Origin of the sequence: Flavobacterium sp. JLP (assembly GCF_015350755.1) — a bacterium.
Taxonomy (GTDB): Bacteria; Bacteroidota; Bacteroidia; order Flavobacteriales; family Flavobacteriaceae; genus Flavobacterium.
The window spans coordinates 330,143-345,509 of record NZ_JADKPS010000003.1 but is presented as its reverse complement, the minus strand read 5'-3'; the positions used below and the strand labels follow the sequence as shown (position 1 = coordinate 345,509).

General features: G+C 32.5%; 14 protein-coding genes. 13 read left to right on the top strand and 1 reads right to left on the bottom strand.

The annotated features are described in order from the left end of the window. The first annotated feature begins 12 nt into the window (after positions 1–12). From IRZ83_RS11020 to ctlX, 7 genes are all read left to right on the top strand, one after another. Positions 13–1,005 (top strand): DNA-directed RNA polymerase subunit alpha, encoded by a 993-nt coding sequence (locus IRZ83_RS11020; RefSeq protein WP_026109818.1) that lies wholly within the window; start codon positions 13–15, stop codon positions 1,003–1,005. A 36-nt stretch (positions 1,006–1,041) separates the two neighbouring features. Beyond that, positions 1,042–1,533, top strand: a complete 492-nt coding sequence (gene rplQ, locus IRZ83_RS11015) for a 50S ribosomal protein L17 (RefSeq protein ID WP_029272056.1) — start codon at positions 1,042–1,044, stop codon at positions 1,531–1,533. A gap of 250 nt (positions 1,534–1,783) precedes the next feature. Next, on the top strand, positions 1,784–2,902 hold the full coding sequence (gene carA, locus IRZ83_RS11010) for a glutamine-hydrolyzing carbamoyl-phosphate synthase small subunit (protein WP_194568764.1): 1,119 nt from the start codon (positions 1,784–1,786) through the stop codon (positions 2,900–2,902). Positions 2,903–3,002: 100 nt separating this feature from the next. Continuing rightward, entirely contained in the window at positions 3,003–4,295 is a 1,293-nt protein-coding gene (gene eno, locus IRZ83_RS11005; protein ID WP_029272058.1) for a phosphopyruvate hydratase, read from the top strand. 155 nt (positions 4,296–4,450) lie between these two features. Next, positions 4,451–5,728, top strand: a complete 1,278-nt coding sequence (locus tag IRZ83_RS11000; RefSeq protein WP_029272059.1) for a citrate synthase — start codon at positions 4,451–4,453, stop codon at positions 5,726–5,728. Between the two features lie 66 nt (positions 5,729–5,794). After that, entirely contained in the window at positions 5,795–6,709 is a 915-nt protein-coding gene (locus IRZ83_RS10995) for a dimethylarginine dimethylaminohydrolase family protein (RefSeq protein ID WP_194568753.1), read from the top strand. A gap of 80 nt (positions 6,710–6,789) precedes the next feature. Then, positions 6,790–7,725, top strand: coding sequence for a citrulline utilization hydrolase CtlX (gene ctlX / locus IRZ83_RS10990; RefSeq protein WP_194568751.1), 936 nt, complete (start codon positions 6,790–6,792; stop codon positions 7,723–7,725). Between the two features lie 74 nt (positions 7,726–7,799). Here ctlX and IRZ83_RS10985 read toward each other — a convergent pair whose 3' ends face one another. Continuing rightward, positions 7,800–8,429 carry a MarC family NAAT transporter gene (locus tag IRZ83_RS10985; RefSeq protein ID WP_194568750.1) on the bottom strand — a complete coding sequence of 210 codons (630 nt, stop codon included), beginning with the start codon at positions 8,427–8,429 and terminating at the stop codon, positions 7,800–7,802. 151 nt (positions 8,430–8,580) lie between these two features. On the opposite strand from IRZ83_RS10985, the gene IRZ83_RS10980 reads away from it, so the two are divergent. The 6 genes from IRZ83_RS10980 (at position 8,581) to IRZ83_RS10955 (ending at position 15,349) form a co-directional block, all read left to right on the top strand. Next, a complete protein-coding gene (locus IRZ83_RS10980) occupies positions 8,581–8,946 on the top strand; it encodes a CoA-binding protein (protein WP_194568748.1) in 366 nt (121 codons plus the stop codon). A gap of 51 nt (positions 8,947–8,997) precedes the next feature. Continuing rightward, positions 8,998–9,618, top strand: coding sequence for a recombination mediator RecR (gene recR, locus IRZ83_RS10975; protein WP_029272065.1), 621 nt, complete (start codon positions 8,998–9,000; stop codon positions 9,616–9,618). Positions 9,619–9,688: 70 nt separating this feature from the next. Continuing rightward, on the top strand, positions 9,689–10,474 hold the full coding sequence (locus IRZ83_RS10970) for a polysaccharide biosynthesis/export family protein (RefSeq protein WP_029272066.1): 786 nt from the start codon (positions 9,689–9,691) through the stop codon (positions 10,472–10,474). A 15-nt stretch (positions 10,475–10,489) separates the two neighbouring features. Beyond that, the gene (locus IRZ83_RS10965; RefSeq protein WP_194568746.1) at positions 10,490–12,937 is read left to right on the top strand and encodes a polysaccharide biosynthesis tyrosine autokinase; all 2,448 of its coding nucleotides are present in this window, start codon (positions 10,490–10,492) and stop codon (positions 12,935–12,937) included. A gap of 8 nt (positions 12,938–12,945) precedes the next feature. Further along, positions 12,946–13,929 carry an SDR family oxidoreductase gene (locus IRZ83_RS10960; RefSeq protein ID WP_194568744.1) on the top strand — a complete coding sequence of 328 codons (984 nt, stop codon included), beginning with the start codon at positions 12,946–12,948 and terminating at the stop codon, positions 13,927–13,929. A gap of 28 nt (positions 13,930–13,957) precedes the next feature. Then, the gene (locus tag IRZ83_RS10955; RefSeq protein WP_194568742.1) at positions 13,958–15,349 is read left to right on the top strand and encodes a UDP-glucose 6-dehydrogenase; all 1,392 of its coding nucleotides are present in this window, start codon (positions 13,958–13,960) and stop codon (positions 15,347–15,349) included. Positions 15,350–15,367 lie beyond the last annotated feature (18 nt).

Below are 15,367 nucleotides of genomic sequence, written 5' to 3'. Positions count from 1 at the left end.
TAGTCGAAATTTATGGCAATATTTAATTTTCAAAAGCCCGATAAAGTTATCATGATCGATTCAACCGATTTTGAAGGTAAATTCGAATTTAGACCTTTAGAACCTGGTTATGGATTGACAGTTGGTAATGCACTTAGAAGAGTTTTGCTTTCAGCATTAGAAGGTTATGCAATTACATCTGTTCGTATCGAAGGTGTAGATCATGAGTTTTCTACTATTTCAGGTGTTGTTGAAGATGTTACCGAAATTATCCTTAATCTAAAACAAGTACGTTTCAAACGTCAAATTGAAGATATCGATAATGAAGCAGTTACTATTTCTGTTTCTGGAAAAGATCAATTAACAGCAGGTGATTTTCAAAAATTTATATCAGGTTTCCAGGTTCTGAATCCAGACCTTGTTATCTGTAATTTAGATTCAAAAATCAAATTGAACTTCGATTTAACAATCGAAAAAGGTAGAGGATACGTTCCTGCTGAGGAGAACAAAAAACAGAATGCTGCAATTGGAACAATTTTTACAGACTCTATTTTTACTCCGGTAAAAAATGTAAAATATGCAATTGAAAACTTCCGTGTAGAACAAAAAACAGATTATGAAAAATTAGTTTTTGAAATTAAAACTGATGGTTCTATTAATCCAAAAGATGCTCTTACTGAGGCTGCTAAAGTTTTAATTCACCATTTCATGTTGTTTTCTGACGAAAGAATTACACTTGAGGCTGACGAAATTGCACAAACAGAATCGTATGATGAAGAGTCATTGCATATGAGACAATTGCTTAAAACTAAGCTTGTTGATATGGATTTATCTGTGAGAGCATTAAATTGCTTGAAAGCGGCTGAAGTTGATACACTTGGTGATTTAGTATCGTTCAATAAAAATGACCTAATGAAATTCCGTAATTTTGGTAAAAAATCTTTAACTGAACTTGATGAACTTGTTGCAGTTAAAAATTTAACTTTCGGAATGGACTTAGCTAAATACAAACTAGATAAAGAATAATTCAATCCCGCTTGCGGGGTTAAATTTAAAATAGCAATGAGACACGGAAAAAAATTCAATCACTTAAGCAGACAGACTGGACATAGAAAAGCTATGTTAGCTAATATGGCTTGTTCTCTTATTGAGCACAAACGTATTAACACTACTGTTGCTAAAGCTAAAGCGCTTAAACAATTCGTTGAGCCTTTAATCACAAAATCAAAAGAAGATACGACTCACAACCGTCGTATTGTTTTTGCTTACTTACGTAGCAAATATGCTGTAACTGACTTGTTCAGAGACGTAGCTGCTAAAGTTGGAGACCGTCCAGGTGGATACACTCGTATCATTAAAGTTGGAAATCGTTTGGGAGATAATGCTGATATGGCAATGATCGAACTTGTAGATTTCAATGAACTTTACAATGGTGGTAAAAAAGAAGTTAAAAAAGCAAAAAGCCGTCGTGGTGGTAAAGCTAAAAAAGCTGAGGAGACTACTCCAGAAGCTCCTGCTGCTGAATCAGAATCGACTACTGAAGCTTCTGAATAATTATGAAAGTAATGATTCTATAGAAATCAAGGATAAACTAATTTTTAGTTTATCCTTTTTTTTTGATTTTTTTTGAAAAAGAAAATTAAAATTTAACTTATTTGAATGTGTAGGTTTTATTTTTATCAATGAAATTTTTAAAAAATCTTGGAAGCACTCTTTTAAAGAAGTAAATTTGCACAATATCTAATTACAATTGAAACGGGCTTTGCCAGTTTTGAATGACGATCAAAAACAATACAATTAAATAATGAAATACACGACACGACAAAGCGCCATTTTATTACTAAGTGATGGAACTATCTTTCACGGAAAATCTATCGGAATTAGCGGTAAAACTTTCGGTGAAGTTTGTTTTAATACTGGAATGACCGGATACCAAGAGATTTTTACAGACCCTTCTTATTTCGGACAAATTATGGTTACTACTAATCCCCATATTGGTAATTATGGTGTAAATGATTTAGAAATTGAATCAGAAAGCGTTAAAATTGCTGGTTTGGTTTGTAAAAACTTTAGTTTTAATTATTCTAGAGAAGATGCTTCTGGAAGCTTAGAAGATTATTTCAAGAAACAAAACCTTATTTGTATTTCAGATGTTGATACAAGAGCACTTGTTAGCTACATTCGTGATAACGGGGCTATGAATGCTGTGATCTGTACAGATGGCACTTCAGTTGAAGATTTAAAGAAAGAACTGGCTAATGTGCCAAATATGGAAGGTTTAGAGTTGGCTTCAAAAGTCTCAACTACTGAGCCTTATTTTTTTGGTAGCGAAAATGCTGCTTATAAAATATCAGCTTTAGATCTTGGAATAAAGAAAAACATCTTAAGAAATCTTGCTAAGAGAGATTGCTATATTAAGGTTTTTCCATATGATTCTACTTATGAAGATTTGGAAGCTTTTAATCCTGACGGCTACTTCTTGTCAAATGGTCCTGGAGATCCAGACCCTCTTTACGGAGCGATAGAAGTTGCGAAAAGAATTATTGCAGATGACAGACCGTTATTTGGAATTTGTTTAGGACATCAAATTATTGCTTTGGCAAATGGGGTTCCAACCTACAAAATGTTTGGTGGGCACAGAGGAATTAATCATCCTGTAAAAAATCTTATAACAGGTAAAGGTGAAATTACTTCTCAAAATCATGGTTTTGCTGTGAAAAGAGAATCTTTAGAAGGACATCCGGAATTAGAGCTTACGCACATACATTTGAATGATGATACTGTTGCAGGTATGCGAATGAAGAATAAGAATTGTTTTTCAGTACAATACCATCCTGAAGCTAGTCCTGGACCTCACGATTCTTCTTATTTATTCGATCAATTTGTTGAGAACATTAAACTAGCTACTGCTAAAACGATATAGTTAATAAATAAAGGCGTTTAATAGCAAGAATGCATTTTTACTATTAAATATTTTTATAATTTCGAAAAAAAATATAATTTATTAATAAAAAACAAAAATAATGAGTATTATAATTAAAGTTCACGCAAGACAAATTCTTGATTCTAGAGGTAATCCTACTATTGAAGTTGATGTAGTAACTGAAAATGGAGTTTTAGGTAGAGCAGCTGTTCCATCTGGAGCATCAACTGGAGAGCACGAAGCTGTTGAATTACGTGATGGAGGTAAAGCTTATCTTGGAAAAGGAGTTTTGAACGCAGTGAATAATGTAAATACTGTTATTGCTGAAGAGTTAGTTGGAACTTCTGTTTTCGAACAAAACACTATCGATCAGTTAATGATTGATTTAGACGGAACTCCAAATAAATCTAAATTAGGAGCTAATGCAATTTTAGGAGTTTCTTTGGCTGCTGCAAAAGCTGCTGCTAATGAACTTGGATTGCCATTGTACAGATATGTTGGTGGAGTTTCTGCTAACACATTGCCTGTTCCGATGATGAATATCATCAATGGTGGTTCTCATTCTGATGCGCCTATTGCATTTCAAGAATTTATGATTTTCCCTGTAAAAGCGACTTCATTTACACACGCTATGCAAATGGGAACTGAAATTTTCCATAGTTTGAAAAAAGTATTACATGACAGAGGTTTAAGTACTGCAGTTGGTGATGAAGGAGGTTTTGCTCCAAACTTAGCTGGAGGTACTGAAGATGCTTTAGATACTATCAAATTAGCAGTTGAAAAAGCTGGATATACTTTCGGTGACGAAATTATGATTGCTCTTGACTGCGCTGCTTCTGAGTTTTATGTAAACGGTAAATACGATTATACTAAATTTGAAGGTGAAACTGGTAAAATCAGAACTTCTGAAGAGCAAGCTGATTATTTAGCTGAACTTGCTGCTAAATATCCAATTATTTCTATCGAAGACGGTATGTACGAAAATGACTGGGATGGATGGAAATACTTAACAGATAAAATTGGTGATAAAGTACAATTAGTAGGTGATGATTTATTTGTTACTAACGTTGAGCGTTTGTCTACTGGGATCGAAAAAGGAATTGCAAATTCAATTTTAGTTAAAGTAAACCAAATTGGAACTTTAACTGAAACTATTGCTGCTGTAAACATGGCTAAAAATGCTGGTTATACTTCAGTAATGTCTCACCGTTCTGGAGAAACTGAAGATACTACAATTGCTGATTTAGCTGTTGCTTTGAACTGTGGTCAAATTAAAACAGGTTCAGCTTCTCGTTCTGATCGTATGGCAAAATACAATCAATTATTAAGAATTGAAGAAGAATTAGGGAGTACTGCTTATTTCCCAGGATTAAACGCTTTCAAAATCAAATAATTGTAAGAGTTATATATTAAATTTAAACCATTCGTTTTTGCGGATGGTTTTTTTTTGGAGTTTTAACAAATTCATAGCAGGATTCTTTTTTTAATTAGTCTTAAATTCCTTAGATTTGATAAATTATTATTTTAAAGATTTATTTCCGATATATTATGTCAAAAATAGCTACATTAGAAGTAGATGGTCAAAAAATTGAACTTCCGGTTATTACGGGGAGCGAAAATGAATCAGCTATCGATATCAACAAATTACGTGATTTAACTGGGATTATTACAATTGATCCAGGATACAAAAATTCTGGTTCTTGCAAAAGTGAAATCACTTTCTTAGACGGAGAATTAGGAATTTTGCGTTACAGAGGGTACTCAATTGAAGATTTAGCTGAAAAAGCTAATTTTTTAGAAGTATCTTATCTTTTAATTTTTGGTGAATTACCAACAGCTCAAGAATTAGAGCAGTTTGAAAATGGTATTAAAAAACATACTTTGGTAAACGAAGAGATGAAAAATATCATTGACGGATTCCCAAAAACAGCACATCCAATGGGCGTTTTATCTGCTTTAACTAGTGCTTTAACAGCATTTAATCCTAAAGCAGTAAATGTTGATAATGAAAAAGAAATGTATGAAGCCATTTGCAAAACAATGGGTAAATTTCTTGTAATTGCAACTTGGACTTATAGAAAATCTATGGGTTATCCACTAAATTATTACGATAACACAACAGGTTACGTTGATAATTTTATGCAATTAATGTTTAAATTGCCTACAGGACCTTACGCAGCAAATCCTGTTGTTGTTGCAGCATTGGATAAATTATTTATTCTTCATGCAGATCATGAGCAAAACTGTTCTACTTCAACTGTAAGAATGGTGGGTTCATCTCATGCTGGTTTATTTGCTTCTATTTCTGCTGGAGTTTCTGCACTTTGGGGACCTCTTCATGGAGGCGCAAATCAGGCAGTACTTGAAATGTTGGAAGAAATCAATAAAGATGGTGGAGACACTGATAAATTTTTAGCGAAAGCAAAAGACAAAAATGATCCTTTCCGTTTAATGGGATTTGGTCATAGAGTTTATAAAAACTTTGATCCAAGAGCAAAGATCATCAAAAAAGCAGCTAAAGAAGTTTTAGAAACTTTAGGTGTTGAAGATCCAATTTTAGAAATTGCTAAAAAATTAGAAGCAGCAGCTCTTGAAGATGATTACTTCAAATCTAGAAACTTATATCCAAACGTTGACTTTTACTCTGGAATTATATACAGAGCTTTGGGAATTCCAACTGATATGTTTACAGTTATGTTTGCTATTGGTAGATTGCCAGGTTGGATTGCGCAATGGAAAGAAATGCGTGAAAACAAAGAGCCAATTGGCAGACCAAGACAAATTTACACTGGTCATCCGCTGAGAGAGTTTAAGTCTAACAAATAAAATAACTTTAAAAGCTTCACTTAACTGTGAAGCTTTTTTTATATTTGCCCAAAATATAATAAAGTTATGTTGCAATTAAATGTTAAGAACGAAACATCAAGATTACGTGCTGTAGTTTTGGGTTCTGCTGTTCATAATGGGCCAACACCATCTTTGGATGAAGCCTATGATCCTAAATCATTGGAACATATAAAAGCAGGAACTTATCCTCTTGAAAAAGACATGGTTCTTGAAATGGATGCTTTTAATGCTGTTTTTCAAAAATATGATGTAAAAGTTTATCGTCCGGAAATGATTGAAAATTACAATCAGATTTTTGCTAGAGATATTGGTTTTGTAATTGATGATGTATTTGTAAAATCTAATATACTGCCAGATAGAGAACGAGAATTGGATGCAATTCAATACGTAATAGATCAAATAAATCCACTGAAAGTAGTTCGTCCTCCAGAAGAAGTTCATATAGAAGGCGGCGATGTTATGCTTTGGAATGATCATATTTTTATTGGAACTTATAAAGGAAGTGATTATAAAGATTATATCACTGCAAGAACCAATATGCAGGGCGTTAATTATATTAAGGAATTATTTCCGAATAAAATTGTCAAAGAATTTGATTTAGTAAAATCTAAATTAGAAGCACGCGACAATGCACTTCACTTAGATTGTTGTTTTCAGCCAGTTGGCAAAAACAAAGGAATTATTTACAAAAGGGGTTTTCGCGAAGAAGCTGATTATTTGTATTTAGTAAATCTTTTTGGGAAAGAAAATTTATTTCATATCGAAAGAAACGAAATGTATCATATGTTTTCGAATGTATTTTCGATTGATGAAAATGTAGTAGTTTCAGAAAAGAACTTTACAAGATTAAATAACTGGCTTCGTTCAAATGGATTTATTGTTGAAGAAATTCCATACGCTGAAATCGCAAAACAAGAAGGGTTACTAAGATGTTCAACCTTACCGTTAATTAGAGATTAAATATTGTTTCAAGTTTAAGGTTTCAAGTCTTTTGCAACGTGAAGCCTGACCTGAAACTTGGAACAAATAAAACATAAAAAATGAAACAAACAACAAATGCAATCGTAATGATTCGGCCAGTTGCATTCAGAATGAATGAACAAACTGCCGTAAATAATTATTACCAAAAAGTATTAGACGGACTTTTACCAAGTACAGTAAATGCTAAAGCACAGCAAGAATTTGATGTTTTTGTTGAAAAACTAAGAGCGGTAGGAGTTGATGTTACAGTTATAGAGGATACGTTAGAAACGGATACTCCAGATAGTATTTTTCCAAATAATTGGGTTTCATTTCATGAAAATGGAGATGTAGCATTGTATCCAATGTTTGCTGAAAATCGTCGTCAAGAACGTCGTGAAGATATTTTAGATACCCTTGAAGAAAAAGGTTTTGAGATTTCTAATATCATGGATTACACATCGGCAGAAGAAGATGGTTTTTTTCTGGAAGGTACAGGAAGTCTGCTTTTAGACAGAGCAAATGCAAAAGCTTACTGTGCTTTGTCACCTCGCGCTGATGAAGAATTATTTATTGAGTTTTGTGAAGATTTTGATTATGCTCCCGTAATTTTTGAAGCTTTTCAAACTGTAGATGGAGAACGTAAGTTGATCTATCATACGAACGTAATGATGTGCTTAGGCGAAACATTTGCTGTTATTTGTGCTGATTGTATTGATGATAAAAAAGAGCGTAAAATGGTTCTTGAAAATCTAAAAGCCGACAAAAAAGAAATTATTTTGATTACTGAAGCGCAGGTAAATAATTTTGCAGGTAATATGTTAGAAGTTAGAGGCACAAATGATAAAAAATATATTGTTATGAGCGCTTCTGCTCATCAGAGCTTAACTCCAAAACAAATTGCTCAATTAGAAAATCATGCTGAAATTTTGAGTTCAAGCCTAGATACAATCGAAGCTTGTGGAGGCGGAAGCGCCAGATGCATGATGGCTGAAGTGTTTTTGCCGAGAAACTAAAGGTATTTTTAAATATAAAAAGAGGGATAGAACAAGATGTTTTATCCCTCTTTTTGGTTTTAAAAGAAAGCAATCTACATTAAATTTCCTTTTATAATATTAATGATAGAACTCACTATGTATTGAATTCCGATAGAAATTACGATAAAACCGACAATTCTAGAGATGGCAACAATTCCTGAAGCACCAAGTATTCTTGCTAAGTAATGTGCGCTTTTTAGAATAGCAAAAATAGCAACTGCAATGGCTAAAATAGCTAATGTCGAAATGATGATTTCTTCCATTCCGTGATGCTCTTGATAAAAAGCGATTAATAGCGAAATTGATCCAGGACCAGCTAACATTGGAATTGCTAATGGAGTTAGTGCGATATCATTTCGTTGTTGTGCTTCATTTTCAATCTTTTTATTGATTCCTCTTGTTTTGTTGAACTTTCCAGAAAGTAATGAAAAACCAGAATTTACGATTACGATTCCGCCAGCAATTCGCAGAGCATCAATACTAATTCCGAAAAAAGTTAAAACATACTGTCCAATAAAATAAGAAACAATCAAAATAATAAAAACGTTTATGGCAGTCCACAATGAAATTCTAGAACGTTCTTTTTGAGAATCATGTTGTGTTAGTCCAACAAAAATAGGAACGGTTCCGATTGGATTTAAAACTGAAAAAAGAGCAGCAAATAGGTAAATGAATAAATCCATATAATTGGGGTTAGTAAAGTAAAAATAGTCAATTTTTAATATTTCAAAGCAAATTCGTGTTAGGATATTGTTTTTATTACTGTTAATTCTAAATAAATTACCTTAATTAAGCTCATTCTTTTTGATTACTTTTGCATTATATTTTAAAATGATGAAAAATAAAAAAACTTTAGTTCTTGGTGCTACTACAAAACCAGAACGTTATGCTTTTAGAGCAATAAATATGTTGGTAGATAAAGGGCACTCTGTTTTGGCAATTGGTCAAAAAGCGGGTGAAGTGGCAGGTGTAAAAATTCACACTAAAGCCATTCCTGTTAAGAATATAGATACTGTTACTTTATATTTGAATCCTACTCGTCAGCGTGATTACTATAATTACATTATAGAAGCACAGCCCAAAAGAGTCGTTTTTAATCCAGGAACTGAAAATCCAGAATTATACCAATTGTTAGAATTGAATAATATCAAGGCTGAAGTTGCTTGTACATTGGTTTTATTGGCTACTAATCAATATTGATTTTAGTGGCTTCAAAGCCTTGTAAATCATTAAAAGTATTACTTTTGTCCCATGGAATTTTCATCAAAATTAATAGAAAAAGCAGTCAACGAAATGTCTCAATTGCCTGGAATTGGCAAAAGAACAGCTTTGCGATTGGTTCTCCATTTATTAAAACAGCCTAAAGAACAGACCGGTTTTTTATCGCAGGCATTATTAAATATGCGTGAGGATATTAAATTTTGCGAAAGCTGTAATAATATTTCAGATACAAAGGTTTGTGAAATTTGTGCAAATCAGGCAAGAAATCATCAGACTATTTGTGTAGTTGAGGATATTAGAGATGTAATGGCAATTGAAAATACAGGTCAATATAAAGGAATTTATCATGTTCTTGGAGGTAAAATTTCTCCAATTGAAGGTGTAGGTCCTAGTCAGTTAAATATTTCAAGTTTAGTTGAGAAAGTTAAATCTGGAAAAGTTATAGAGATTATTTTTGCGCTCAGTTCAACTATGGAGGGTGATACCACAAATTTCTATATTTACAAGCAAATTGCAGAAGCGGAAATTGTGATTTCTACCATAGCAAGAGGAATTTCTGTAGGAGATGAGTTGGAATATGCAGATGAAATTACACTCGGAAGAAGTATTTTGCATCGTGTTCCGTTTGAAAAAACTTTCAAAAACAATTAAATAAACCTAAATAAAGCATAGATTTTCTGAAGATTAAAGGAAAAACTATATTTGCGATAAATTTTCAATAATGACAAAAAAGAGCTTTTATTTATTACTATTGATCAGTACATTTTTTACATCTTGCATTCCAATAAAAGACTTGGTGTATTTGCAGGATAAAAATACTTCTGGAGAACAAAATACAATTGCTGCAGTTGAATCTAAGCCTTATAGATTGCAGGTAAATGATGTATTAAGTGTTTCTATAAAAGCGATTGATCCCAAATTAGTGTCTATTTTTAGCACTACTGGAGGAGGAGCTCCTCAATCAGAATCTGGTTTGTATTTTGATGGTTTTACAGTCGATGATCATGGTAACATCCGTATGCCAATTCTAGGAGAAATTAACGTTATAGGTTTTACCTTGGAAGAGGTAAGAATTAAAATTGAGAAAAAATTACTTGATGAATATTTTAAGAGCGAAGCCAATGTTTTTGTTACAGTTAAATTGGCTGGTTTTAGATATACTATAAATGGAGAGGTTGGAAGCACTGGAACAAAAACATTGTTTCAAGAGCATGTAAACATCATGGAAGCCATTGCAAATTCTGGAGATATTACTACTGTGGGAAATAGAAAAGCTGTAATGGTAATTCGCCAGACTCCTACAGGTGTACAAATGAATGAAATTGATCTTACAGATGTTAATGTAATGAAATCCCCATATTATTATTTACAGCCAAACGACTATATTTACGTAAAACCATTGAGACAGAAAACGTGGGGAACGGGACAAACAGGTATACAATCTATAGGTACCATTATTACGCTATTATCATTGGCAACGACTGTTTATCTGATTATCAAAAATTAAAACTAAATTCAAAAGATGTTAGATATAAAAGATTTTTCGATTTTTGAAAATCATTCAAATTTTGATTTTAAAGGGTTTTTATTAAAAATTCTCAGTTACTGGAAATTATTCTTAATTAGTTTAATAATAGCTTTTTCGATAGCATATCACGTAAATATTCGTAAAGAAAAAATTTATGGAATGCAGACGATGGTCTCTATTAAAGAAGAAAGAAATCCTTTTTTTACATCAAACACTAGTTTAGTTTTTAATTGGGGCGGAATTTCAGATCAAGTAAATGGAATTTCTACAGTATTACAATCTAGATCTCACAATGAGTTGGTTGTAAGTAAATTACAGTTCTATATTGATTATCTTACACAAGGAGAATATAATTTGGTGGACTCCTACGGAGCAGTGCCTTTTTATGTAGATATTGATAAATCAAAAGGCCAGCTTGCAAATACATTAATTCGTATCAAATTTTTAAGTGCAAACGAGTATGAAATTCGTATTCCATTTGAAAGTCCTTCGGTTTCATTAATTACTTATTCTAATAATACTTATTCTAACACTGCTGTTCAGCCTGTCGAATTTGTGAAAAGATTTAAAGTTGGCGAACAGGTTTCTTTGCCCTTTTTAAATTTGAAATTGCAAATAAATGACAATCCAGGTTTGTATACAGGAAATGAGTATTTTATAAGGTTTAATGATTTTGACGGTACTGTGGCTAGCTATAGAGGAATAAGCGTTAACTCTGATGATAAGGGAGGTTCGATATTAACGTTAGGTCTTCAGGGTGCCAATAAAGCCAGAATGGTAGAATATTTGAATGCAACTGTAAATATGTTGATCAAAATTCAGCTTGACGGTAAAAACCAATTTGCAACAAATACAATTGCATTTATTGACAGTACACTTGTTGCAATGGAATCAGAATTAAAACAGACCGGCAATGAGCTGAAATCTTTTACAAAAAATAAAAACATATACGAAATTGAAGGCGGAGGAGCTAAGGTTTCTGATAAAATAATGGACTTTGATCTGGAAAAAGATCAGGTTTCTAGAAAAATTGCTTATTATAATTCCCTAAAAGCCTATTTAAATAATAGTGTAGACTATTCACGATTGCCGGCTCCATCTGTTGCAGGAATTGAAGATCCAAATATAATTGCAAGTATTTCGAAACTTATTGCTCTTTCTACTCAAAGATCAGAAATGGCATATGCTGTAAAAAGTGATAAGATTTTTAAAGATTTTGATAATCAAATTCAGGCTGTCAAAAATGTTTTACAAGAAAATATTGCTTCGGCCAAAGCTTCATTGCTGTATGATTTGTCCATGGTAAACGCTAAGATTGGCCAGGCAGAAAGTACTGTTAAAAGACTTCCCGAAGAACAGCAGGAATTATTAAAAATTAAAAGAAAATACGATTTAAACGATAATATTTATACTGAATTTTTGCAAAAACGAAATGAAGCTGAGATTGTAAAAGCTTCTAACTTGTCAGATATTCATTTTATTGATCCCGCAAAAGATATTGGAGGAGGGCTTATTGGACCTAAGACTTCTGTAAATTATATATTGGCTTTGTTTCTTGGTTTTTTGATTCCATTATTATTTGTTTTTGGAATTTTCTTCATCAATAATTCAATTCAAAATGCAGATGATATCAGTAAGTTGACTCAAATACCTTTAATTGGCGTAATTGGCGTTAATAAAGGCGGGGTTAATTTAGCTGTTTTTGATAAGCCAAAGTCCGCGCTCTCTGAAGCTTTCAGAACCATTCGTTCTTCTCTACAGTTTTTATATAAAAAACAGCAGGTCAGCGGTTCGAAAACTTTAATGATAACTTCTTCAATTAGTGGAGAAGGAAAAACATTTTGTTCTATAAATATTGCGACAGTTTTTGCATTAAGTGAAAAGAAGACAGTAATTATTGGGTTAGATCTTAGAAAACCAAGATTGGCAGATGAATTTAATCTTATAAATCATAAAGGCGTTGTAAATTATTTAATTAAGCAAAATACTTTAGCTGAAATTACAAATTCAACACCAATTCCAAATCTTGATGTTATACTTTCTGGGCCAATACCTCCAAATCCATCTGAATTGATTTTAAGTGATGCAATGAAAGAATTAATAGATGAGTTAAAAGAGAAGTATGATTATATTATTTTAGATACACCTCCGGTTGGTCTAGTTTCTGATGCTTTAGAATTAGCACAATATGCAGATGTAACGCTCTATATTGTCAGACAGAATTATACTAAAAAAGAAATGATAACGTTGCTGAATACAAGAATTAAGCGAGGTGAACTAAGCAATGCGAGTATTGTCTTAAATGGTTACGAGAACAAGGCTAAATACGGATCTGCTTACGGATACGGATATGGTTATGGAGCATATGCAAACGGATATCATGAAGAAGATAAGAAAACAGGATTTTTAGAATCTATTCGTAATAAATTCAATAGAAAATAATTGAAGTAATGAAAACATCAACTCAAAAAACAGTTTTAATTACAGGTGGAGCTGGTTTTATTGGATCTAATTTATGTGAGTATTTTTTAAAAGCTGACTATAAAGTTATTTGTCTCGATAATTTTTCAACAGGTCATCGCCATAATTTGAAAGATTTTATAGAGAATATTAATTTTAAATTAATCGAAGGAGATATCCGAAATATTGCCGATTGTGTTTCAGCAGTTCAAGGAGTTGATTATGTTTTGCATCAAGCCGCTTTAGGATCTGTTCCAAGGTCTATAAATGATCCAATTACGACAAACGATGTTAATGTTTCTGGATTTTTAAACATGCTTACAGCTTCCCGTGATGCAAAAGTAAAACGTTTTATTTATGCGGCTAGTTCTTCAACTTATGGAGATTCAGTAGGATTGCCAAAAGTTGAAGATGTGATTGGAAAGCCATTATCACCATATGCCATTACAAAATATGTAAACGAATTATATGCTGAAATTTTCAGTAAAACATATGGTTTAGAAACTATTGGATTGCGTTATTTTAATGTTTTTGGAAGAAAACAAGATCCAAAAGGAGCGTATGCGGCCGTAATTCCGAAGTTTGTTATGCAATTGATGAATCATGAAAGTCCAGTTATAAATGGAGACGGAAATTATTCTCGCGATTTTACATATATTGATAATGTAATTCAAATGAATGAATTAGCAATGACAAGTCAAAATACAGAGGCGGTAAATACAGTTTACAATACAGCATTTGGCGATCGAAATACACTCAATGATTTGCTTGGATATTTAAAAAAATATTTGTCTGAATTTGATTCGGAAATTGCTAATGTGAAGATCATTTATGGCGAAAATCGTGCAGGTGATATTCCGCATTCATTGGCAAGTATTGACAAAGCGAAAACAATGTTGGGTTATAATCCTAAATATTCATTACAGGAAGGTTTGAAAGAAGCAGTAAGTTGGTATTGGGAAAATTTGAAATAAGTCGAAGATTAAGATAATAGAAAATTAAATGAAAATTACAAAAATTTGTTGCATTGGCGCAGGTTATGTTGGAGGTCCAACAATGGCAGTAATTGCACAAAAATGTCCACATATTCAAGTCACTGTTGTCGATTTGAACGAACAAAGAATTAAAGATTGGAATGATCCCAATACAGATAACATTCCGATTTACGAACCGGGTTTATCAGAGATCGTAGCAGAGGCAAGAGATAGAAATCTTTTCTTTTCAACAGAAGTTGAGAAAGCAATTGATGAAGCTCAAGTAATTTTTATATCAGTAAATACCCCAACCAAAACCTATGGAAAAGGAAAAGGTATGGCGGCTGATTTAAAATATATCGAATTATGTGCAAGGCAAATTGCAAAAGTTGCGAAGCAAAATAAAATAGTTGTTGAAAAATCAACTTTGCCAGTTCGAACTGCTGAAGCAATAAAAAGTATTTTAGATAATACAGGAAATGGAGTTCAGTTTCAAATTTTATCAAATCCTGAATTTTTAGCAGAAGGAACAGCGGTTACAGATTTACTGAATCCGGACCGAATTTTAATTGGTGGAGATACAACTCCTGAAGGGCAAAATGCAATTAATGCGTTGGTCGATGTTTATGCAAACTGGGTCGAAAAAGATAAAATTTTAACTACGAATGTTTGGTCGTCAGAATTGTCTAAGCTTACGGCTAATGCATTTTTGGCACAGCGTATTTCTTCTATAAATGCAATGTCAGAATTGTGTGAAAAAACCGGTGCAGATGTAACTGAAGTAGCAAGAGCAATCGGTATGGATAGCAGAATTGGTTCTAAGTTTCTTAAAGCTTCTGTTGGTTTTGGAGGTTCTTGTTTTCAGAAAGATATTTTAAACTTAGTCTATATTGCAAAATCATATGGATTAAATGAAGTTGCAGATTATTGGGAGCAAGTAATCATAATGAATGATCATCAAAAAAGAAGATTTTCTAATAAAATTGTTCAGACTTTATATAATACAGTTGCAGATAAGAAAATAACATTTTTAGGTTGGGCTTTCAAAAAAGACACAAACGACACACGTGAGTCTGCGGCTATTTATGTTGCAGATGATTTAATAAACGAACAGGCTAAAATCTCAGTTTACGATCCTAAGGTTTCAAGAAATAAAATGTTGAGTGATCTAGATTATTTGCAAACAAGATCAAACGAAGAGAATAGCAATTCATTAGCAATATTCGACAATGCTTATGAAGCTTGCAAAGGATCGCACGCTATTGCTGTTTTAACTGAATGGGATGAATTTACAACTTACGATTGGAAAAAAATCTATGATTCGATGCACAAGCCAGCATTTCTTTTTGACGGCCGAAATATTTTGAATGCAAAAGAAGTTGAAGCAATTGGATTTATTTATAAAGGAATAGGTTCTTAGTTGAAAATAATATTGAAA